Genomic DNA, 22,027 nt, shown 5'->3' with positions numbered 1-22,027 from the left:
CTGAATGAAGTCAGTCTGCTTGAAGAACGAGTGACAACCGCACCATATCCATACACTGAATACCGTTCTCATAAATCGGTTCATCATAGTGCTTCAGAAAGAAATCGTGATCGATAGACGCCATACGAAAACCGCATTTTTGATAAAGGGCGAGCTGCTGAATACTAGAGTTGCCTGTGCCAATTTCAATTGTATGAAAGCCAGCTGCCTTGGCTTCTGAAATAGCATGGCGGATCAGCTGCTTCCCAATTCCTCTACCTTGCCATGACTCCTTCACGGCGACATTCATGATTTCCACTGTCTGCTGAGACAGAGGCGTCAGAACATACACACCAATCATGTCCTGTTTATGAAAAGCCACATAACAAGAACCAGATTGTACATAGGCAAGGACTTTTTCAGTTGAAGGGTCAGCTAATAGTAAAAGGTCCATAGGAACAGATTGATCATGAGACAATGGCCGAATCTGTATCAAATCATTTCATCCTCTCTATTCTTTGATATACCCTTGTTTAACACCCCAATCATATTGATCCTGCACCCATTGAGAAGGAGGATGATGGGTGACATTTGGGTCCTTTTTGACAGTTGCTTTCCTAGTCGTTTGTGCTGCCTGCTTATTCGCTTGAGCCGTTGCTTTCGCTGATGCCAGTTCTTTTTGAAGCTGGTCTATTTTCAATTCAAGTGCTTTACGCTGTTTGATTTCTTTTTGATGCGCCTTCTTTTCTTTCTTCAGCTTGTTTGTGACGGTGGACAATTCCTTTTTTTGACCATCTATTTCATCTTTCATATCCGTTCCTTCTGACTTTAATTGTGTCAACTGCTCATCATTCTTTCGTATTTCTTGTTGGTGTTTATTCTCTGATGCGGTGAGCGACTGCTGCTGCCACACAATCCAGCCAGTTGCACCTAGGATGATCACAGACAAGACAATGATCGTGATGTTTTTTTTCATGTTCTATTCCCCTTTCGTTAAACCTCTATTATCATCGGTTAAAACAAACCAGGTTTTAACAGAACAAGGGAATATTCGCATCAGATTAGCAGACACTATGAAAAAAGGAGGGTGTCTGTTGATTTCCTTTATGATTCATGTCATTGTGTCACTATTTGCTGTCTCAAACCCCATTGGAAACGTGCCTCTTTTCATCACTTTAACAGAAGGCTACTCAGAAAAAGAACGATCCCAGACGGCCAAAAAAGCGATTGTTGTGTCTTTTATAATTTTGATTGCCTTTCTTTTGGCAGGCAGGCTCATTTTCAAATTGTTTGGCATTGATATCCATGCACTCCGTATCGCCGGAGGTATTTTTATTTTTGGTATCGCTTACAATTTGCTAAATGCAAAAGAATCACATGTTCAAAACCCTCATTCGGATGAAAAGGCAGAGAGCAAAGAGAAGGCTGATGTTTCGGTGACCCCACTCGCCATTCCGATCATTGCCGGACCTGGTACAATTGCGACCGTCATGAGCTTAACCCCAGGAAGCCACCAAGTAACGCTTCATCTGCTTGCGATTCTTATTGGCATTGTGGTCGTACTTGCCATGACCTATTATGCATTTCATTATTCGAGTTTCATTATGCGAAAAATGGGGAAAACAGAGATGAATGTCGTGACACGATTAATGGGATTGATTCTAGCTGTTGTGGCAGTTGAGATGATTGGCGCAGGGATCAAAGGGATGTTCCCAATGCTGATGTCATAAGTGTATATAAAAAAGCTGTTTTTTTCTACAAAATTGTAAAATAAAACAGCTTTTTTAAGGTTTTGGCACATGTTGAAATACTTCTTCACTTTCAAAGAACTCAATTAAACGGCTAATCCAGTCATAATAATCGAGACTTTCCTTGATTTCTGAAAGAAGAAGATTGATTTTATCTACTGTTTCTTCTGGCAGGTCATCTTGTTCAAGCAGCTCCAGCAATTCCTTGCATGTCTTCTTATGTGCCTTGCGATTTTTGCTGACAACACGTGACCAATTGGCTGCAAACAGTGAAATAAAGGTTTGATATTGATCTTGCTCAACGTCATATAAATCTTTGCGTATTCCTTTTTCATAAACCTTTTCAGCAATATTCAAATCAAGCATTTCTCGAACGACTTGACTCATTCTTGTTTTGCTCATGCCGGTCGCCTCTGAGAGCTCACCGAGCGTCATTGGTTTACGGTTCATATGAATGATACCAAGCACTCTACCCACTGTGGCAGAAAGACCAAAGGCATTCATGTTCTCGGCAGCTTTTTCAATATAATGATCCTGTGCTTTTTGAATGGCGCCTAACGCTTGCTTGTCCATTCCCCGCTTCATCCCTTCACGACTGACAATTTGTAACACAATATATCATATACCTGTTTGTTGATGAAAACAATAAATATTGAGTATTTGCTCGTAAGTTGGAGGAAAAAGGAGGGATCGCTACATATCAGGCCGTTAACTGAAAATTTTAAATAAATCTTATGCAATACAAACACATTGTAAACTTTTTATTTTATAAAGTTTGCACTATAATAAATAAGGTGTAAATTTTCTGAAAATATATATCCGACTAATTGGAGGTGTCTCATTTGCTGAAACTAGAGAATGTATCTAAGACGTATAAAGGCGGAAAAAAAGCTGTCAAAAATATTGATTTAGAAATAGCAAAAGGAGAATTTATTTGTTTTATTGGACCGAGTGGCTGTGGTAAAACGACAACCATGAAGATGATTAACCGACTGATTGAACCTTCCTCAGGAAACATATTCATCGAGGGAGAAAACATTATGAAAAAAGATCCAGTCCAATTAAGAAGAGAAATTGGTTATGTGATTCAGCAAATTGGACTTTTCCCTCATATGACCATCGCACAAAACATTTCCCTTGTGCCGAAGCTGCTGAAGTGGCCAGAAGAAAAACGAAAAGAACGAGCGCGTGAATTGCTCAAACTCGTCGACATGGGGCCGGAATACTTAGAGCGTTACCCTCATGAACTCAGTGGAGGACAGCAGCAGCGTATCGGCGTTCTTCGCGCACTCGCAGCAGAACCCCCTTTAATCCTGATGGATGAACCATTTGGAGCACTTGACCCAATTACAAGAGATTCATTGCAGGAAGAATTTAAGAAACTGCAAAAAACGTTAAATAAAACAATCGTTTTCGTCACACATGACATGGATGAAGCGATTAAACTTGCAGACCGCATTGTCATTTTAAAAGATGGAGAGATTGTCCAAGTGGGCACGCCTGATGATATTTTACGTAATCCTGCGAACGAATTCGTAGAAGAATTCATCGGGAAAGAACGTCTACTTCAGTCAAACCCGAATATGGAACGTGTGGAACAAATGATGAACACGTCCCCAGTCACAATTACCGTCGAAAAAACATTGACAGATGCCATCTTTATTATGAGAGAAAAGCGGGTTGATTCCCTGCTTGTCGTTGATGAAAATCATGTGCTGAAAGGCTATATCGACATTGAAACCATCGATGCAAACCGCAGAAAAGCAGCCTTCGTTGGCGATATTTTAAATACAGAATTTTATACAGTACAAGAAGGTGCACTTCTTAGAGATACTGTCCGAAAGATCTTAATACGCGGCATTAAATATGTACCGGTTGTCGATGCAAAAGGGCACTTAAAAGGCATCGTCACACGTGCAAGTCTTGTAGATGTCGTATATGACTCTATTTGGGGAGAAGATACCCCGGAGGCTGTCACTGAAATGAACTAAGGGAGGTGTACACATGGATCAAATCATCGATTTTCTTGAGAAAAATGGTGGGGAACTCCTCACAAAAATGTGGGAGCATTTATACATTTCTTTAATTGCCGTTGTGTTAGGCATTATCGTGGCCGTTCCTTTAGGCGTCATTCTTACACGAATGAAAAGAGGCGCCGGTTTTGTCATCGGCGTCGTGAATATCTTTCAAACACTCCCTAGTTTAGCGATTCTTGCATTTTTTATTCCTATTTTGGGAGTTGGAAAAATACCTGCGATCGTTGCGCTATTTTTCTATTCCGTTTTGCCTATTTTAAGAAATACGTATGCCGGTGTTCAAGGTGTGAACAAAAACTTGCTTGAATCTGGAAAAGGAATTGGCATGACGACATGGGAACAAATTCGTCTTGTGGAACTGCCGCTTGCTGTTCCGGTCATTATGGCAGGTGTCAGAACCTCAACGATTTATTTAATTGGGTGGACAACACTTGCTGCTTTTATCGGTGGAGGCGGTCTTGGTGACTACATTTTAATTGGGCTTCAGCTTTACCAGCCGGAATACATTATTGCGGGTGCAATCCCTGTCACTATTTTAGCGGTCATCATTGACCTTACATTGATGAAGCTTGAGAAAAAAGTAACACCAGAAGGCTTAAAAGGATTGAAGGAAGTTTCATAAGGAGTTGGCTCATGTGAAGAATCGAAAAACAAAATGGATCAGTGCACTGCTTGCCGGATGCTTGCTATTCATAAGTGGCTGTTCACTTCCTGGACTAGCCGGCTCTTCAGGGAGCACGCTGCGAATCGGTGCGCAAAACTTTACAGAATCAGAAATTATGGCCTATATGGTGGGAGACATCATTGAGCATTACACAGATAAAAAGACAACCATTGTGAAGAATTTAGGCTCAAATACGGTCCAGCAAAAAGCAATGGAAAACGGGGATGTCGACATTTCAGCAACACGATATACAGGCACGGATTTAACAAGTACGCTAGGAATGGATGCAGAAAAAGATCCAAAGCGTGCAATGGAAATCGTCCAGAAAGAATTCAAAAAACGCTATGATTACAAATGGTTTGATTCCTATGGGTTTGATAATACGTATGCCTTTGCTGTGACGCAGAAGATGGCGAAGGAAAACAACCTAGAAACAGTCTCTGATTTAAAAAAGAATGCCAAAAATTATCGCTTCGGTGTGGATAATATTTGGCTGAAAAAGAAAGGTGACGGTTACGAAGGATTTGTGAAAACATACGGAATTGAATTTGGAAGCACTTTTCCGATGCAGATCGGTCTAGTCTATGACGCATTGAAAAATGAAAAAATGGATATTGTGCTTGCCTATTCAACAGATGGCCGGATCAAAGCGTATAATCTCAAAATCTTAAAAGATGATAAACGATTCTTCCCACCATACGATGCATCACCAGTTGTCCCTGAGAAATTATTAAAAGAAAATCCAGGACTGGACAAGGTGATCAACAGGTTGATTGGAAAAATCGATACCGAACAAATGCAAGAGCTCAATTATCAAGTCGATGGAGAACTAAAAGAACCAGCGACTGTTGCGAGAGATTTTCTAAAGAAACACAATTACTTTGAGTAAGATTGGGAGGTGTCAGAGCTGATGGACACACTACAGCAATTATGGGCGTATTATCAACAGAACGGTTCATATGTGTTAGAAGAATTTTACCGGCATTTCCTCATGTCAGCGTATGGGGTATTGTTTGCGGCAATTGTCGGAATACCAGTCGGCATCTTTGTGGCGCATTACCGCAAACTGAGCAATTGGGTGTTCGCGATAACCAATGTCATTCAAACCATTCCAGCGTTAGCGATGCTTTCTGTGTTGATGCTTGTATTAGGACTTGGTGCAAATACAGTCATCTTATCACTCTTTTTATATTCGCTTCTGCCGATTATCCGTAACACGTACACAGGTATTGTCAGCATTGAGCATGCCTATTTAGAATCGGGGAAAGCGATGGGCATGACGAAATGGCAAGTGCTGAGAATGGTTGAATTACCGCTTGCTTTATCTGTCATTATGGCTGGTTTAAGAACCGCACTTGTGATCGCAATCGGTATTACAGCGATTGGGACATTTGTTGGTGCTGGAGGACTTGGTGATATTATCATCAGAGGATCAAACGCGACAAACGGAACAGCCATTATTTTAGCAGGTGCTATTCCAACTGCGCTCATGGCCATTATTGCCGACCTTGTCATGGGCTGGCTTGAACGCTATTTAAGCCCAACCAACAAGAAAAAAGAAAGCAAGGCGTTAGCTGAAAAAAACATGACGTCCGCATAAATGCTTGAAAAGACAAAACCTCCTCTACATCTGTAGGGGAGGTTTTTTTATCATGATTAGGCGGCTCACATCAGGAGACATTTATGATTCAAGTGTGATCCATTCAGAGGACCACTTCGCAATTTCCTCAAAAACGGGTGCAAGTGAGCGCCCCATATCAGTTAATGAATACTCAATACGCACGGGTGTTTCAGCAAAAACCTCCCGTTTTACAATGCCTGCTGCTTCCAGCTCTTTTAATCTCTCAGATAAAACCCTTCCGCTTAAATTGGTCAGAGCTGCTTCGATTTCACTAAAGCGCTGCGAACCTGAGAGAAGCTGAAAAACAATCAGTGCTACCCAGCGTTTACTTAATAACTCAACTGCTTTTTCAAACCGTGGGCACATATCAGATTGATTCATCTTTCTTCACTCCAATCTGAACCCATTATACCGTAATTCTGTCAAAAATCGGCGCAAAAAGCTTGTCAATGATCAAAACATTTTACGATGACGAACGGCTGTTTAGTAGAAATAACAAATAGCGGTTTAAATCCTCTATTTCATGTTTAGAAAGGGTGGACCATATGTCCCCATTAAATATTTCAAGATCATCAAGTTCATATTGCTCTGCTGCTTCTTTTATTTGGGTAAAAGCCGTTTCTTCTTCCTTTATGACATAGGCAGAAGATGCTTCTTCAATATACCCTGCAGCCTGCATCATGTCCTCATAAGGTATTTTTAATGCACTTGCTAGTTTTTTAATTGTAGGAGGTTTCGGAATGCCGCGTTTCCCGTTTTCAATCCGAGAAATACCAGCAGCGCTGACCTCTGAATACATCGCTAATTGGTTCACCGATAGTTTCCTTTTCTCACGTAATGCTCTTAAATATGCACCGAAGTTCATCAACTCAAAACCTCACATGGTTAAAGATTATTTATCTCTAGTGTACTCGATTTGTTGACTATTGGCAATAAGTGTACCATGAAAATATTGACATTAGTTAATGGTGGATGTATCTTATGTTTATGCCCCGCTATTTGTTCGCCTTTTTTTGGTTAATGAGCGTGAGAAAGTATTGATTCAGCTGGCTGATGTCTTGTGCGGTGAGTGTTTCCCATTGGTCTCCATCGAAAATAGGGAGATGTTCTACATCCTTTTGAAGCGCCGTTTGATAGATTTTTAATATGGATTCATATTTCGGTTTCATTTCATGCACTTTTTCCTGTTCAATATAACCGGCAAGCAGCATTAAATCCTCATAAGGCACCTTCAAAGCGCGTGCTAATTTTTTTATGGTTAAAGGCTTTGGCACACCACGCTTTCCATTCTCAATCCGAGAAATACCGGCAGCGCTTACGCCTGAATACATGGCGAGTTGATTGACAGACATCTTTCTATTCTCTCTTAAAATGCGTAATTGTTCACCAAAGTGATTCATGTCATCGAACCTCACATTTCAGTATATGACTTATTTTAGTATGATCATTGACCAAAGGAAATAGAAAGGGCGTAAAAGTGTTGACATAAGTTAATGAATCCGAGAGATGTGAGAATCCTACATGTTGTACATATTGATCCTATAGGAGGTTGTAATGATGGTCGAAAAGATTCAGATCAGGCGGGCTTTTGTGATGCAGTATATGATCGAAAACGATATGTCTTTAAATCAGCTCGCAGATGAAATTGGCATCTCTCCTGCCACACTCAGCAGGGTATTGAATGGTCACCGTAAGCCAGGACAGCTTGTCATTGGTAAAATGATTCATTACTTTGATAAAAAATTTGAAGATTTATTTTACTATGAAGATGTTGACAAAAGTCAATGAATAAAATCATTGTATGATCATTAAGGAGGCGGCTTCATTGAAAAGAACTGGAATGGTAAGACACATCGATTCGCTTGGCAGAATTGTTCTGCCTTCAGAAATGCGAAAGGTACTCAATATAAAAGAAGAGCAGCTGTTAGAAATTTTCATCGAAGATCAAACCATTATGCTGAAAAAATATGATGCAGATAAGAGCTGTTTATTAACTGGCCAAATAACGAAATACAACAAAAGCTATGGAAATGGTAACGTCGTGCTGAGTCCTGAAGGAGCTGAACGGTTGTTAGTAGAATTAAAACAGCTCTTAAAAGAAGAAGCAACTCGCTAAAAACGCTTTTTAACCTCAAAAATTGCATATAAAAATGCTGCATACAATCCATTGGAGCGAAATTGAATCAAAATGACATATAAAGTCGACAATATATAGGAAATCTTTATTTTGATGTTTCGTGACATGCACCTTGTTTTCATGTAAAATAAAGTTATGTGTACCAGTTTGTCTGGAGGTGTTTTCATGCACGCATTTGTTATCACATTACTCGTAATTGTCAGTATCGCACTTATCATCGTTGTATTATTACAATCAAGTAAAAGTGCAGGACTGTCAGGCGCTATTTCAGGTGGAGCCGAGCAGCTTTTCGGTAAGCAAAAAGCGAGAGGTCTTGACTTGATTCTTCACCGATTAACTGTCATTTTGTCAGTGCTTTTCTTCATCTTAACACTTGCATTGGCATATTTAGGCGTGTAGGCGCGAGTAACAGAAGGTCTGATCTTTTTTCAGACCTTTTTTTATTATCAGCACTCTTTTGTGTTTGTTTCATACATACAAGTGGAAAATATAAACCATATCAGAAGGAAAGGAAGTCACATCATGAAAGTTGTTACACCAAAACCATTTACGTTTAAAGGTGGAGAAAAGGCGGTGCTTCTTCTTCACGGTTTTACTGGGAATACAGCCGATGTTCGTATGCTTGGGCGTTATTTGAATGAAAGAGGCTATACATGCCATGCACCTCAATACAAAGGACACGGTGTACCGCCAGAGGAGCTTGTTCATACAGGTCCTACAGATTGGTGGAAAGATGTAGAAGAAGGCTATCAATTTTTAAAAGACGAAGGTTATGAGGAAATTGCGGTCTGCGGACTATCCCTCGGAGGAGTTTTTTCATTGAAATTAGGTTACACTGTACCTGTAAAGGGAATTGTACCTATGTGTGCACCTATGTACATAAAAAGTGAAGAAGTCATGTACCAGGGTGTACTAGATTATGCCCGTAACTATAAAAAATTCGAGGGTAAGTCAGAGGGTCAAATTGAGCAAGAGATGGAAGAGTTCAAGAAAACACCAATGGGTACACTCAAGGCTCTTCAAGAACTCATTGCAGATGTCAGAAACAATGTTGACATGATTTATTCACCTACTTTTGTTGTTCAGGCACGTCATGATCATATGATTAATACAGACAGTGCCAACATTATTTATAACGAAGTAGAGACAGATGAAAAACATTTAAAGTGGTATGAAGAATCGGGCCATGTTATCACGCTTGATAAAGAGCGGGAGAAGGTTCATCAGGATGTATATGCATTCTTAGAATCACTCGATTGGTCAATTTAAATATATAGGGGGTTAGAGTGTGCAAAAAGAAGAATTTATGGATGAATTACTTGCGTTTATGCAAGAAGAGGCGTACAAACCATTAACGGTACAGGAATTAGAAGTCATGATGGAAATTACCAATCCAGATGATTATAAAGAGCTCGTCAAAGCACTTGTGATATTAGAGGATCAGGGACTGATCGTCCGTACCCGCAGCGACCGCTATGGTGTACCGGAAAAAATGAACTTGGTAAAAGGGAAGCTGTCTGCGCATGCAAAAGGATTTGCATTTGTGACACCAGAAGAGTTTGGACAGGATGATATTTTCATTCCGCCAAATGAGCTAGGCACAGCAATGAATGGCGACACCGTCATGGTTCGTGTCAGCCACAAATCAAATGGCACCAAAAAAGAAGGAACGGTCATCCGTATTCTGGAGCGTAATACTCAGACGGTTGTCGGTACCTATACAGAAACGAAAAGCTTTGGTTTTGTCATTCCTGATGATAAAAAAATCACAAACGATATCTTCATTCCGAAATCCGCTAAAAACGGAGCGGTTGAAGGTCATAAAGTCGTTGTCACGCTGACAAGCTATCCAGAAGGTAGAATGAGCGCAGAAGGTGAAGTGACTGAAATCCTTGGTCACAAAAATGACCCTGGCATCGATATTTTGTCGATTATTCATAAACACGGGCTGCCAGGTGAGTTTCCGGAAGAAGCGCTCCAGCAGGCAGTAGACACACCTGAAACGATTGATGAAAAGGACCTTGAAGGTAGACGTGATCTGCGCAATGAAACGATTGTGACGATTGACGGTGCAGATGCAAAAGACTTAGATGATGCCGTAACCGTGCAAAAGCTCGATGATGGCAAATATAAGCTCGGCGTGCACATTGCAGACGTTTCTCATTATGTTACAGAGAATTCGCCGATTGATCAGGAAGCCTATGAGCGCGGAACGAGTGTGTATCTTGTCGACCGCGTTATTCCAATGATTCCTCATCGCCTGTCAAATGGCATTTGCTCATTGAATCCGAAGGTTGATCGTCTCACACTCTCTTGTGAAATGATCATTGATCGAAGTGGGAAAGTCGTCAAACACGAAATTTTCCAAAGTGTGATCAAAACGACGGAAAGAATGACCTATTCCGATGTGAATAAGATTTTAGTTGACCAAGATGAAGAGCTTTTAGACAAATACGAGCCGTTAGTACCAATGTTCCAAGAGATGGAGAAGCTTGCAGAAATTCTGCGTGACAAGCGAATGGAGCGCGGAGCAGTCGACTTTGACTTCAAGGAAGCAAAAGTGCTTGTAGATGATGAAGGCGCAGCGAAAGACGTAGTCATTCGTGAGCGTTCAGTTGCCGAAAAATTAATTGAAGAATTCATGTTGGTGGCAAACGAAACAGTTGCCGAGCATTTCCACTGGATGAATGTTCCGTTCATTTACCGAATTCACGAAGAACCAAATCCTGAGAAGCTTCAGCGCTTTTTAGAGTTCGTGACGACGTTTGGTTACATTGTGAAAGGAACGTCAACGAACATTCACCCGCGCGCACTTCAAAGTGTCCTCGATGCTGTCAGAGATCAACCAGAAGAAGTCGTCATTCAAACTGTGATGCTTCGCTCTATGAAACAGGCGAAGTATGATCCAGAAAGCATTGGCCATTTTGGATTATCTACCGAATTCTATACACACTTCACGTCGCCGATCCGCCGTTACCCGGATTTAATCGTGCATAGGCTGATCAGAACCTATTTAATAGAGAAAAAGACAGACGAAGCGACCCTTGAAAAATGGGGTCAATTGTTGCCAGAAATCGCAGATCATGCATCTACAATGGAGCGCCGCTCTGTTGATGCTGAGCGCGAAACAGATGACCTGAAAAAGGCAGAGTATATGCTTGATAAAATCGGTGAAGAGTTTGATGGTATGATTAGTTCCGTCACGAATTTCGGACTATTCGTTGAACTGCCGAATACGATAGAAGGCCTTGTTCATGTGAGCTACATGACAGACGATTACTATCGTTTTGATGAACAGCACTTTGCCATGATCGGTGAGCGGACAGGGAATGTATATCGCATCGGTGACGAAATTACTGTCAAAGTGGTGAGTGTGAATAAAGATGAGCATTCCATTGATTTTGAAATCGTCGGGATGAAAGGCACTCGCCGTAAATCACCAAAAGACTTCAAGTTCAAAAAACGGACAGATCCACCAGCCAAAAAAGGACGCGGAGGTCAAAAGGCCTCTGGGGAAAAAGGCAAAGAGGATAAAGGCGGCGACTGGTTCACAGGTCGTAAAAAGAAGAAAAAGAAAAAACGCGTTTTTGATAACGCACCGAAACAAAAGCGCAAAAAGAAAAAGTAACGTGACAAAAAGCAAATAGGGCACCATGCTCTATTTGCTTTTTGACCACGTGGCATCAGCATTGTCGAAAGCTGGATTGTTTGATAAAATAATCCGTACGATTTGGACCGTGTCTGTGTCAAAAGGAGGGTGTACGCCAATGCCAAAGGGAGAGGGAAAGGTTGTTTCCCAAAACAAAAAAGCCAATCATGATTATTTTATAGAAGAAACATACGAAGCCGGCCTTGTATTACAAGGAACTGAAATCAAATCCATTCGAGCAGGAAAAGTGAATTTAAAAGATTCCTTTGCCAAAATCGAACGGGGAGAAGTGTTTCTTCACAATATGCACGTAAGCCCATACGAGCAGGGGAACCGTTATAACCATGATCCGCTCAGAACGAGAAAGCTGCTACTTCACCGCAAACAAATCAGTAAATTGATTGGTGCGACAAAGGAAGAGGGCTACTCACTTGTTCCCATTAAACTCTATTTGAAAAATGGCTTTGCCAAAGTGCTAATTGGAGTCGGTAAAGGGAAGAAAAAATATGATAAACGTGAAGATCTGAAGAAAAAAGATGCGAAACGTGAAATCGAGCGTGCTTTCCGTGACCGGCAAAAGCAATTCTAGACGCATGCAGATGGCTTGCTGAGAGCGGAAGCATTATGCTACAATATGTTATGCAGTAAACAATCATCGTCGTCTTTTTACAGAAACCACCAGTTGTTTCGAGCGATGAGATTGTTATAATAGTCATATACGGAAGCAGTTAAGCGAAAGAACGTTTCCATCCCGTATATCCCTTTTACAAGGGGACGTTACGGATTCGACAGGGATGGTTCGAGCTTAGGCTGCGAGCCGAGAGGCGATCTCGTTAACACGCACCTAAATGTAACTGGCAAAACTAAAAGTTTTAACCAAAACTTAGCACTAGCTGCCTAATAAGCGCAGCGAGCTCTTCCTGACATCGCCTATGTGTCTGTGAGGAGCCCAATAAAGTAGGCTACGCTTACGTTTTCGTCTGAGGACGTAAGAAGAGATCCATCAGACTAGCTCTCCAAGCGCCCGTCAGCAGGCATGAGGATGAGTGAACACGTAAATATGTTGACTACGCTCGTAGACGCTTAAGTAATCGATGTCTCTGGACGTGGGTTCGACTCCCACCGTCTCCATCAAAACTTTTAGAATGCAGTCGTATCAAGGGTTTTAAAAGCTCTTGGTGCGGGTCTGGTATCATGAAAATCTAATTACTCAAAAAAAAAAGACGCTATGAATAGCGTCTTTTTTTATGTTTTTATTTAATAATAGTTGTTTGTTTAAAAAACATAGGATATCTTCCAATATAGTATTTTTATGTTATAAAAATTGAATTAATTTCTAAACAAACATCTTCATTTAGCCGATGATGAAATGTAGGGATATTTAACCATTACTATATTCTTACGAAAATTTATTTAATTAAATGAAGAAGATAGAACAAATTGTTCAATGTAAAAGCAGAAAATTGCGAACAAACTCGGTATTTGGAAAAATCTCAACAAAAATGTTGAAAGTAAACTAGGAGGATAAGTACTTATGAAATCAGGAAATAAAAAATCGATATTGGCAGTAATTATGATGTCAGTCATGCTTTTAGCATTTGGTGCAGCATGCGGTGACACAAAAGCCTCAGAAAAAGAATACGCTGATTGGTACGAATCAAATCGAAGCGATCTTGAAGATGCTATGCTTACATACGCAAAGCGTATGATGGAGGCTGACCCTACCGACGACCAATGGGCTAAAAACGTTAAAAAATCACTAGATGTTCTGCAAAAAGTTGTCGATGACGTAAAAGCGAAAAAGAACGCACCTGCTGCTTACAAAAAAGCACATGAGCATTTGGTCAAAGCAAGCGAAGGGTATCAATACTTAATTGATGAAACACCTAAAACGATTAAGACAATCGATGAAAATACGGTAGATGGACTCAATGTGATTGAGCACAGACTTGATAAAGCCCTTGAAGAAACGAAGAAAGCAGACGACGAAGTTGAAAAAGTAGCAAGCGATTCAAAAAACGATAAGAAATGAGGAAACAGACCTTGAAAACAAACAAAAAGTCGATCATTGCAACAATCCTTTTAGTATTCGTATTAGCGCTAACAGCAGCGTGTGGTAAAACAGAAACAACATCAGAATTAAGTCGTAAAGAAGCGAATGCTGCGTCAAAACCAAAAGAAACAAAAGCCGAGCAAGAAGCCTATGTTGATTGGTATGACGCACATATGGATGCCCTTGAAGATGAAATCATCGTTTATGAAGACCTTTTAAGAAATTCCGTGGCGGGGGATAAAGTATGGATGTCAAAAGTTGATAAATCTATTGCAAGAGCGCAAAAAATAATCAATAAAGCACAGAAAAAAGAAGCCGTTCCAGCAACATTTAAGACGGCTCATAAGCACACACTCCGTGCCGGAAAGGAATATCAATTCATTGTTGATAATACAGATGAAATGCTGTCTGAATATGATCCCGAACTCAAACTCATGCAAGAGGTAGTGAACACGATTGATGAAGTACATGCTGAAATTGAAAATGCAGACAACGAAGTCGATCGTCTTGTAGATGAAAAACAACTAAAACAATAAAAATGAGTTACTAGCATGAATGCAATCAACCCAATAGCTATTGATGCAGAACACAGCGGTTATGCTGCTGTGTTTTTTTATAGTTTTTTAGTGAAGATACCTTTAATCTAGAATCTATTGAGAAAGCGCTATAAATCGATTTGTCCTAATAGATGAAACTTATGAAAACGATTAGACATTGATATTTCTCCTATCACAATATGCTTCTCCAAGTGAAGCATAAAAAATAGTGAAAAGGATAAGGCCTCGTAAACAGAAAACATTCGAAACTTTCCAAAAAACCGCCAACCAAATCAAAATCACATCTTCCCATTTGAGACGTCCTCATATATAGTAAGATTAGACTAGTTCTTAATAACTGAAATTGGGGCGTTTACATGGATTCGATTGTTTTACATTTTATTGTGATCATGAGTGTTTCTGGCATTCTGTCCGTAATATTATCAATCATTGCTCATGCAAATCGCCATCGGTATATTGGCTGTCAATTGTTTATGTATATGTCTGGAGCAACTGCGATTTATATTTTTGGACATACATTTGAATTATTGGCGCGCACCCCTCAAGAAATTACATTTTGGGTTAGTTTTCAATACATAGGTCTTCCGTTTATTGCACCGTTCAGCCTGATGATTGTGCTGCAGTTTACTGGTTTCCATCAATATGTAACAAAGCGCCGCGTGCTTCTCTTCTTGTTGATTCCAATTTTAACCACCATTCTGGTGTTCACCAACTCTTTTCATTCACTCTTTTACCGAAGCATCACGATGAATACAGTAGACGGGTTTTTATTAGCTGATTTTACCATTGGTTATTGGTATATCATTCATGGGGTCTATACATTTGGCTGTTCTATGCTCGCTATTTTTATGCTGCTTTGGTTTTTACGTGTGAAGAAAGAATACTTGAAACAGGTGCTGATCTTGCTCGTTGGAATATTATTGCCGATCACGACCTCTTTTATCTATTTATTAGGTGTCACGCCTTTTCACATTGACCCAGTACCAGTGGTGATGTTTTTAACCAACGCACTCTACTTATGGGCGATTATGTCTTTTCATCTCTTTAAGCTCTCTCCCATTGCGATGGAGCGTGTGTTTGAACATATGTCAGAAGGTGTTCTTCTATTGGATCGATACCGAACACTGATTGATTATAACCCTGCGGCTGCATTGATCATTCCTGTGCTCGCTAAAAAGGGAATCGGCTATAAAATCGATGATATATTCTCAGGGATCATCAAAGAGCCAGCGTTTATACAGTGGCTACGTTCTCCGCAGGATCATTCACAGTATGATTTAATGTGGGAAAAAGAGCAGCCCTTCTATTATCATCTCACTGCTTCTTCTCTTTTTAATAGAAGAGGCGAAGTCGAGGGCAGGCAAATTGTGATCAGCGATGTTACGGAGCAGCGACTATTGCAGGAAGAGCTGGAGCGCCGAGCATATATTGATGGTTTGACGAATATCTTCAATCGGTCTTCCTTTATTGAACGAACGCAGATGTTATTGGAAGAGGATGCGCAGGATACTGCGATATTGCTATTTGATATTGATTTCTTTAAACAAATCAATGATACGCATGGACATCATATTGGAGACGAGGCGTTGCGTCATGTTGTTTCCATTTGTCAGCAGCATTTGAAGATGGATGATTTATTTGGCCGATATGGTGGAGAAGAGTTCGCCATTTGTCTGCCGCATCATTCATTTGAAGAGGCATGTCATATTGCGGAACAGATGAGACATTCATTTGAAGTGAGTTTCTTTCAGACAGATGAGAAAAAAGTAAGAGTGACAGCAAGCTTTGGCGTCGCCCATACAGCGAATGATCCCTCTATATTAGAAACGCTTCTATTTGAGGCAGATCAAGCCTTGTATATGTCAAAACGCCAAGGACGTAATCGGATTTATGCATCAACTGGTTCGGACTATATGCTATACCAAAAGCAGGATCTTCCGCCTGCTTCTCATTGACTGTTGTCCTTCATTTAGATATGATAAACATAACATTTGAACGGTTTCCTAAAGGGGAGTAGCTTTTACGGTTTGGTCGTCATTACAGAAACATCCGTTGTTTCTCGGCCATTCCGGCATGAACATGTTAGCCAGACCTTTGCCTATCACACATGAGGCAAAGGTCTGGCTTTTTTTAAGGTCTTTTTGCATCTGTGTGGTTGGAAGCTGGACAAATGAGGGGTTTCAACATAGCAGATGAAAGGATGATGGATCTTGAAACAATATGTGATGGCGTTTCTATTTACCGGTACGTTTTTGTTAAGTGGATGTTCAGGACTGTTAGACCAAGTGAACGATACAACGACATATGTCACAGAGGCAAATGAGTATGTGACAGATATTCAGCAATTCACAGAGGATTTTCCACAGCTTGCGGAAGAAGCTGTACAAGATGCTGCCAAAAGAGCAGATTTGACGCAGCAACTTGAATCATTGAAAGCAGACATTCAAGAATTTAATGACCTCACAGCCCCATCAATAGCAGAAGACCTGCATGCACAAATCATAGAGAAAAATAAAGTGCTGTCAGAGGAGATTCAAACCTATTTACAGCAATTGAAAATGGACAACTTCAATGCTGCAGCTATTTTAGAGGATCAACAAGGGCTCATGAAGCAGCTTCAGCAATCGGTCAGCCTTTTGCAAGATATTGAACAACTAACAAACTAGGATAAGCAAACGGTGATCACAGCATATCTTTGCCTTTTCAGGTGAAGATATGCTTTAATTGAATGTAACACAAGTATGATAGAAAAAAGGTGATCAGATGACAGAACAAGAAGAAAGACATATCGCTTCGCCTAGAGCTGAGAAGGAAAAAGAGCAATTAATCAATCGCTTAAAACGAGTGGAAGGTCAAGTGCGAGGGATTCAGCAAATGATTGAAAACGATCGTTACTGCATAGATGTCGTGAATCAAATTTCTGCTGTCAATGCAGCATTAAAAAAAGTGAGTCTTCAATTAATGGAAAAGCATACACATCACTGCGTAGCGGATGCCATTAAGAGCGGTAATGGGGATGAAGCCATTGAGGAGTTAATGAATGTCTTCACGAAGCTGACAAAATCGTAGCAAAAAGCGGATCATTTATGTTTACAATGATACCCTACTAGGGTATAGTAAAAATAGAAAATGATTGATGGAGGCGATGAGAAGTGGAACAAGCAACACTACAAGTGCAAGGCATGTCTTGCGGACATTGTGTGAAAGCAGTCGAAGGAAATGTAGGAGAATTAGCAGGTGTTGAATCTGTGAAAGTCCATTTAGATAAGGGTCAGGTGGAGGTTTCCTTTCACCCAGATCAAATCACGTTACACCAGATCTCTGATGTCATTGAAGAACAGGGATATGATGTCGTATAAAATGAGCATACGTGCTGCATAAGACAGCACGTATTTTTTTAAAAATAACAATACCCCCATGGAGTATGTGGAGAGGTGAGATAAATGAAAAAAGAAATTGATTTTCAAATTACGGGAATGACTTGCGCCGCCTGTGCAGGCCGCATTGAAAAGGGCTTGAACAGGTTGGAAGGTGTGGACGACGCCAGTGTGAACTTTGCGCTTGAAACATCCCACATTGTGTATGAAACAGAACAACTCACAACAGAGGATCTAAAACAAAAAATTCAATCTCTTGGCTATGATGTGGTGATGGAGCAAGCCGAATTTGATATAGAGGGAATGACATGTGCGGCTTGTGCAAACCGAATTGAGAAAAAAGTCAACCGGATGGATGGTATTGATCAAGGATCAGTGAACTTTGCGCTTGAGTCACTTCAGGTGACATATCATCCAGGGAAAGTATCTCCAAGTGACATAAAAGAGGCTGTGAAATCCATTGGGTATTCATTAATTGAACCAGCCGAAGAGCATGCAGAGGAAGGGAAAAAAGACCATCGCCAAGTAGCGATTGAGAAACAAACGGCACGCTTTTTGTTCTCGATGATTTTGTCAATGCCTCTTCTTTGGGCAATGGTCAGTCATTTTTCTTTCACATCGTTTATTTGGCTGCCAGAAGCGTTTATGAATCCATGGGTTCAGCTCGCATTAGCAGCGCCCGTCCAGTTCATTGTCGGCTGGCCTTTTTATGTAGGTGCTTATAAAGCGTTGAAAAATAAAAGTGCCAATATGGATGTCCTTGTGGCACTAGGGACATCGGCTGCTTTTTTCTATAGTTTATATGAAAGTATTCAGTCAGCGGTTCAAGGCACACATGAAGCGGCCCTCTATTATGAAACGAGCGCTGTGCTGATTACGTTGATTGTGCTCGGAAAGTTAATGGAAGCAAGAGCGAAAGGGAGATCATCAGAAGCGATTCAAAAACTGATGGGCTTACAAGCGAAAGAAGCTGTGATAGAGCGAGATGGGAAAGAAATGACCGTTCCTATTTCTGAAGTGAAAGCGAATGATCTTGTGTTCGTCAAGCCGGGTGAAAAAGTCCCGGTAGACGGAGAAATCATCGAAGGAACAACAGCGATCGACGAATCGATGATTACAGGAGAAAGTCTGCCAGTTGATAAAGCCATAGGAGATACAGTCATCGGGGCAACCATCAATAAAAATGGATTTGTGAAAGTGAAAGCAACAAAAGTAGGAAAAGAAACGGCTCTTTCACAAATCATTCGAGTTGTCGAACAAGCGCAAGGCTCAAAAGCACCAATTCAAAGAATGGCAGATCAAATTTCAGGGATATTTGTCCCCATTGTTGTAGGATTGGCTGTGCTCACTTTTCTGATTTGGTATATCTTTGTTGATCCAGGAAATGTGACAGCAGCCCTTGAAACCTTTATAGCAGTCATCGTCATCGCATGTCCTTGTGCGCTTGGCCTTGCTACACCGACCTCTATTATGGCAGGCAGCGGCCGGGCAGCTGAATCAGGTATTCTGTTTAAAGGCGGAGAACACTTAGAGGTAACCCAATCACTAGATACAGTAGTGCTAGATAAAACAGGGACTGTGACAAAAGGGGAGCCGAGTCTTACAGATGTGATCGCGTCTGCCAATTGGACAGAAGATACGCTGCTTCAGTTAGCAGGATCGGCAGAACAGCAGTCAGAGCATCCACTTGCCAGAGCAATCACAGAAGGCATGAAGAATCGGGGTCTCCAAGCGGTCGAGGTAGAAGCTTTTCAAGCAGATCCTGGTCATGGAATTGAAGCAAGAGCTGCAGGACATGAGCTTTTGATTGGCACACGGAAGCTCCTAAAGAAACATCATATCAGCTGCGAAGCACTAGAAGCAGTTGTGACTGAGCTTGAAGAACAAGGAAAAACGGCGATGCTCATTGCCATTGACGGCGAGCCAGCAGGTATTGTCGCCGTTGCTGATACAATCAAATCGTCTTCTTCTCAAGCGGTCGCTCGTCTCAAAGAGCAAGGGATTCACGTCGTGATGATGACAGGAGATAACAAACGCACAGCAGAAGCGATTGCGAGTGAGGCAGGCATAGATCATGTCATTGCTGAAGTTCTTCCAGAGGAAAAAGCGGCTCATATTGCAGCGCTTCAGAAACAAGGAAAAAAAGTGGCGATGGTTGGAGACGGCATCAATGATGCCCCTGCCCTTGCAACAGCAAATATCGGGATGGCTGTCGGAACAGGTACAGATGTTGCCATGGAAGCGGCAGATATTACGCTCATGACTGGAGATCTCCATGCCATTGCAGATGCACTTGAATTTAGCAGAAAAACGATGAGAAACATTAAACAGAATCTATTTTGGGCACTTGCTTACAATTGTATTGGCATACCAGTCGCCGCATTTGGGTTCCTGGCACCATGGCTTGCAGGAGCGGCAATGGCCTTTAGTTCTGTATCGGTTGTGCTGAACGCACTAAGATTACAGCGATTGAAACCTGTCAGAGAGGGTGTGGCAAAATGAAGCTGAATGTCAAATGGGTGTGGACGTTGAGTGCTGTGATTTATGTAGCCTTTGTACTGATAGGCTATGCGATTTATGTCGAACTTTCTCCTCTTCATGAGCCGCCAGCTGATCATATGCAACATGAGACTTCATCGGTGTAAGTCCTGCGCTTCGGTGCTCGCCCTTTCTAGACTTCAATGGATTTCTTTCACAAAGAGCTAACATAAAGTTCATTTTAGCTCTTCTCAACAACCTGAGACTTCGCCAAAAGCGAAGTCTTTTTTTAACAATTTTGTGGAAAAACCCACCTTTTAAAAGATTTTTCATAAAAAATTCACTTCTTTTTGTTCCTTTTTGTCGTTTTTTGTAGGTTCATCGTTAAGATGCGATTAGGCAACAAAGAAAGCGTTATCAAAAAAAGGGGGTCCACGTATGAAAAAGTTAGGGTTAGCTTCTCAAATACTCATCGCACTTGTTTTGGGTGTTGTCGTAGGAGCACTATTTTATCAAAATGAAACCGTTATTAATGTGTTAACGCCGATTGGCGATATATTCATCCACTTAATTAAAATGATCGTTCTTCCAATTGTTATTGCTGCATTGATTGTAGCCGTTGCAGGTGTAGGCGATATGAAAACCATCGGAAGACTCGGTGGGAAAACGATTCTTTACTTCGAAATTGTGACAACGATTGCATTAGCAGTTGGACTGCTTGCAGCAAACGTTTTCCATCCTGGTACAGGAATTGACATGAGTAACATGGAGAAAGGCGATATCTCTAAATATGAAGAGACATCTAAGTCTTCTGCCGAAAAAGCTAGTTTCTCTGAAACGATTGTGCATCTTGTGCCAACAAACGTGTTCCAATCCATTGCAGAAGGTGATCTATTACCAACAATCTTCTTTACAGTGTTATTCGGATTAGGAATTGCAGCAGTTGGAGACAAAGGAAAACCAGTGTTAGGATTTTTTGAGGGCATCCTCGAAGCGATGTTCTGGGTGACCAATAAAGTGATGAAGTTTGCACCATTTGGTGTATTCGCGCTCATCAGTGTGACGGTGATCAAATTCGGGGTCGGAGCGCTTCTCCCGCTAGGTAAACTGGTACTTGTCGTTTACGGCACAATGGCATTCTTCGTTATTGTCGTACTTGGCATTATCGCAAAATTAGCTGGAACAAGCGTCTTTACACTATTTAGAGTGTTAAAAGAAGAAATCATTCTTGCATTCTCAACAGCAAGTTCAGAAGCTGTATTGCCTAGATTAATGGACAAAATGGAGAAGTTCGGCTGCCCGAAAGCGATCACGTCGTTCGTTATCCCAACAGGCTATACCTTTAACTTAGATGGAAGTGCCATCTATCAATCCATTGCCGCCATATTTGTTGCACAAATGTACGGCATGCCTCTTTCCATCTATGAGCAAATTACGTTACTATTAATCTTAATGCTCACATCAAAAGGAATGGCTGGTGTACCAGGTGCATCGATCGTTGTTGTGATCACAACACTTGGAGCAATGGGACTTCCACTTGAAGGACTTGCCTTCATCGTTGGGATCGACCGTATCCTTGACATGGTTCGTACAACTGTTAACGTATTTGGTAACTCACTTGCAGCCATTGTCATGTCTAAGTGGGAAAAAGTGTTTGATCAAGAGAAATCGAAGAAGTATATTGAGGAATTAAAACAACAAACAAAAGCAGCGTAAAAGGAGATCTTT

26 protein-coding genes and 1 other RNA gene are annotated in these 22,027 nt (G+C 41.0%); 21 read left to right on the top strand and 6 right to left on the bottom strand.

Annotated elements, in window-relative coordinates; all coding sequences use genetic code 11:
- Nucleotides 1–10 precede the first annotated feature (10 nt).
- Both MHI20_RS09815 and MHI20_RS09810 read right to left on the bottom strand, forming a co-directional pair.
- Nucleotides 11–475 carry a GNAT family N-acetyltransferase gene (locus MHI20_RS09815; protein WP_017359218.1) on the bottom strand — a complete coding sequence of 155 codons (465 nt, stop codon included), beginning with the start codon at nucleotides 473–475 and terminating at the stop codon, nucleotides 11–13.
- A 15-nt stretch (nucleotides 476–490) separates the two neighbouring features.
- Nucleotides 491–955 (bottom strand): hypothetical protein, encoded by a 465-nt coding sequence (locus tag MHI20_RS09810; RefSeq protein WP_159145119.1) that lies wholly within the window; start codon nucleotides 953–955, stop codon nucleotides 491–493.
- A gap of 118 nt (nucleotides 956–1,073) precedes the next feature.
- On the opposite strand from MHI20_RS09810, the gene MHI20_RS09805 reads away from it, so the two are divergent.
- On the top strand, nucleotides 1,074–1,709 hold the full coding sequence (locus tag MHI20_RS09805; RefSeq protein ID WP_045034071.1) for a MarC family protein: 636 nt from the start codon (nucleotides 1,074–1,076) through the stop codon (nucleotides 1,707–1,709).
- Nucleotides 1,710–1,763: 54 nt separating this feature from the next.
- Here MHI20_RS09805 and MHI20_RS09800 read toward each other — a convergent pair whose 3' ends face one another.
- Nucleotides 1,764–2,300: a GbsR/MarR family transcriptional regulator gene (locus tag MHI20_RS09800; RefSeq protein ID WP_017359221.1), complete on the bottom strand. Its 537-nt coding sequence runs from the start codon at nucleotides 2,298–2,300 to the stop codon at nucleotides 1,764–1,766.
- 269 nt (nucleotides 2,301–2,569) lie between these two features.
- On the opposite strand from MHI20_RS09800, the gene MHI20_RS09795 reads away from it, so the two are divergent.
- Genes MHI20_RS09795 through MHI20_RS09780 form a run of 4 tightly spaced genes read left to right on the top strand, consistent with a single transcriptional unit; the run spans nucleotide 2,570 to nucleotide 6,027 of the window.
- Nucleotides 2,570–3,718, top strand: a complete 1,149-nt coding sequence (locus MHI20_RS09795) for a betaine/proline/choline family ABC transporter ATP-binding protein (RefSeq protein WP_135009680.1) — start codon at nucleotides 2,570–2,572, stop codon at nucleotides 3,716–3,718.
- A gap of 13 nt (nucleotides 3,719–3,731) precedes the next feature.
- A complete protein-coding gene (locus MHI20_RS09790; protein WP_008347681.1) occupies nucleotides 3,732–4,385 on the top strand; it encodes an ABC transporter permease in 654 nt (217 codons plus the stop codon).
- A gap of 13 nt (nucleotides 4,386–4,398) precedes the next feature.
- A complete protein-coding gene (locus MHI20_RS09785; protein WP_340937841.1) occupies nucleotides 4,399–5,316 on the top strand; it encodes an osmoprotectant ABC transporter substrate-binding protein in 918 nt (305 codons plus the stop codon).
- A gap of 21 nt (nucleotides 5,317–5,337) precedes the next feature.
- Nucleotides 5,338–6,027, top strand: coding sequence for an ABC transporter permease (locus tag MHI20_RS09780; RefSeq protein WP_008347676.1), 690 nt, complete (start codon nucleotides 5,338–5,340; stop codon nucleotides 6,025–6,027).
- 81 nt (nucleotides 6,028–6,108) lie between these two features.
- On the opposite strand, the gene MHI20_RS09775 is transcribed toward MHI20_RS09780, so the two are convergent.
- The 3 genes from MHI20_RS09775 to MHI20_RS09765 form a co-directional block, all read right to left on the bottom strand.
- Nucleotides 6,109–6,429, bottom strand: coding sequence for a winged helix-turn-helix transcriptional regulator (locus tag MHI20_RS09775; RefSeq protein WP_007500199.1), 321 nt, complete (start codon nucleotides 6,427–6,429; stop codon nucleotides 6,109–6,111).
- Between the two features lie 82 nt (nucleotides 6,430–6,511).
- The gene (locus MHI20_RS09770) at nucleotides 6,512–6,913 is read right to left on the bottom strand and encodes a helix-turn-helix domain-containing protein (protein ID WP_285850869.1); all 402 of its coding nucleotides are present in this window, start codon (nucleotides 6,911–6,913) and stop codon (nucleotides 6,512–6,514) included.
- A gap of 130 nt (nucleotides 6,914–7,043) precedes the next feature.
- The gene (locus MHI20_RS09765) at nucleotides 7,044–7,448 is read right to left on the bottom strand and encodes a helix-turn-helix domain-containing protein (protein ID WP_007500204.1); all 405 of its coding nucleotides are present in this window, start codon (nucleotides 7,446–7,448) and stop codon (nucleotides 7,044–7,046) included.
- 154 nt (nucleotides 7,449–7,602) lie between these two features.
- Between MHI20_RS09765 and MHI20_RS09760 the strand changes: the two genes are divergently transcribed.
- From MHI20_RS09760 to MHI20_RS09685, 16 genes are all read left to right on the top strand, one after another.
- Nucleotides 7,603–7,836 (top strand): helix-turn-helix domain-containing protein, encoded by a 234-nt coding sequence (locus MHI20_RS09760; protein ID WP_008347669.1) that lies wholly within the window; start codon nucleotides 7,603–7,605, stop codon nucleotides 7,834–7,836.
- 37 nt (nucleotides 7,837–7,873) lie between these two features.
- The gene (locus MHI20_RS09755) at nucleotides 7,874–8,164 is read left to right on the top strand and encodes an AbrB/MazE/SpoVT family DNA-binding domain-containing protein (protein WP_008347666.1); all 291 of its coding nucleotides are present in this window, start codon (nucleotides 7,874–7,876) and stop codon (nucleotides 8,162–8,164) included.
- A 186-nt stretch (nucleotides 8,165–8,350) separates the two neighbouring features.
- Nucleotides 8,351–8,584: a preprotein translocase subunit SecG gene (gene secG / locus MHI20_RS09750; protein ID WP_003212746.1), complete on the top strand. Its 234-nt coding sequence runs from the start codon at nucleotides 8,351–8,353 to the stop codon at nucleotides 8,582–8,584.
- Nucleotides 8,585–8,707: 123 nt separating this feature from the next.
- Entirely contained in the window at nucleotides 8,708–9,454 is a 747-nt protein-coding gene (locus MHI20_RS09745; RefSeq protein ID WP_138826438.1) for an alpha/beta hydrolase, read from the top strand.
- A gap of 19 nt (nucleotides 9,455–9,473) precedes the next feature.
- The gene (rnr, locus tag MHI20_RS09740) at nucleotides 9,474–11,813 is read left to right on the top strand and encodes a ribonuclease R (protein ID WP_024719828.1); all 2,340 of its coding nucleotides are present in this window, start codon (nucleotides 9,474–9,476) and stop codon (nucleotides 11,811–11,813) included.
- A gap of 139 nt (nucleotides 11,814–11,952) precedes the next feature.
- A complete protein-coding gene (gene smpB, locus MHI20_RS09735; protein WP_008347658.1) occupies nucleotides 11,953–12,423 on the top strand; it encodes an SsrA-binding protein SmpB in 471 nt (156 codons plus the stop codon).
- A gap of 181 nt (nucleotides 12,424–12,604) precedes the next feature.
- Nucleotides 12,605–12,968, top strand: a transfer-messenger RNA (tmRNA) gene (gene ssrA / locus MHI20_RS09730).
- Between the two features lie 400 nt (nucleotides 12,969–13,368).
- Nucleotides 13,369–13,866, top strand: coding sequence for a hypothetical protein (locus tag MHI20_RS09725; RefSeq protein WP_256688717.1), 498 nt, complete (start codon nucleotides 13,369–13,371; stop codon nucleotides 13,864–13,866).
- A gap of 11 nt (nucleotides 13,867–13,877) precedes the next feature.
- Nucleotides 13,878–14,423, top strand: a complete 546-nt coding sequence (locus MHI20_RS09720) for a hypothetical protein (RefSeq protein WP_024719826.1) — start codon at nucleotides 13,878–13,880, stop codon at nucleotides 14,421–14,423.
- A 377-nt stretch (nucleotides 14,424–14,800) separates the two neighbouring features.
- On the top strand, nucleotides 14,801–16,399 hold the full coding sequence (locus MHI20_RS09715; protein WP_058336929.1) for a histidine kinase N-terminal 7TM domain-containing diguanylate cyclase: 1,599 nt from the start codon (nucleotides 14,801–14,803) through the stop codon (nucleotides 16,397–16,399).
- 255 nt (nucleotides 16,400–16,654) lie between these two features.
- On the top strand, nucleotides 16,655–17,110 hold the full coding sequence (locus tag MHI20_RS09710) for a DUF6376 family protein (protein ID WP_041507774.1): 456 nt from the start codon (nucleotides 16,655–16,657) through the stop codon (nucleotides 17,108–17,110).
- Between the two features lie 97 nt (nucleotides 17,111–17,207).
- The gene (locus tag MHI20_RS09705) at nucleotides 17,208–17,513 is read left to right on the top strand and encodes a metal-sensing transcriptional repressor (protein WP_008347647.1); all 306 of its coding nucleotides are present in this window, start codon (nucleotides 17,208–17,210) and stop codon (nucleotides 17,511–17,513) included.
- Nucleotides 17,514–17,596: 83 nt separating this feature from the next.
- Nucleotides 17,597–17,803 (top strand): copper chaperone CopZ, encoded by a 207-nt coding sequence (copZ, locus tag MHI20_RS09700; RefSeq protein WP_017368060.1) that lies wholly within the window; start codon nucleotides 17,597–17,599, stop codon nucleotides 17,801–17,803.
- An 84-nt stretch (nucleotides 17,804–17,887) separates the two neighbouring features.
- On the top strand, nucleotides 17,888–20,323 hold the full coding sequence (locus MHI20_RS09695; RefSeq protein ID WP_340937810.1) for a heavy metal translocating P-type ATPase: 2,436 nt from the start codon (nucleotides 17,888–17,890) through the stop codon (nucleotides 20,321–20,323).
- Nucleotides 20,320–20,466, top strand: coding sequence for a hypothetical protein (locus MHI20_RS09690; protein ID WP_251185065.1), 147 nt, complete (start codon nucleotides 20,320–20,322; stop codon nucleotides 20,464–20,466). Before MHI20_RS09695 ends, MHI20_RS09690 begins: the two co-directional genes overlap by 4 nt.
- Nucleotides 20,467–20,737: 271 nt before the next feature.
- Entirely contained in the window at nucleotides 20,738–22,015 is a 1,278-nt protein-coding gene (locus tag MHI20_RS09685) for a cation:dicarboxylate symporter family transporter (protein WP_007500222.1), read from the top strand.
- Nucleotides 22,016–22,027: the final 12 nt, after the last annotated feature.

It is taken from the genome of Bacillus sp. FSL K6-1106, from assembly GCF_038005245.1.
GTDB classification, from domain to species: domain Bacteria; phylum Bacillota; class Bacilli; order Bacillales; family Bacillaceae; genus Bacillus; species Bacillus altitudinis.
The sequence above is the reverse complement of the archived record's forward strand: the minus strand, read 5'-3'. Positions and strand labels throughout refer to the sequence as shown.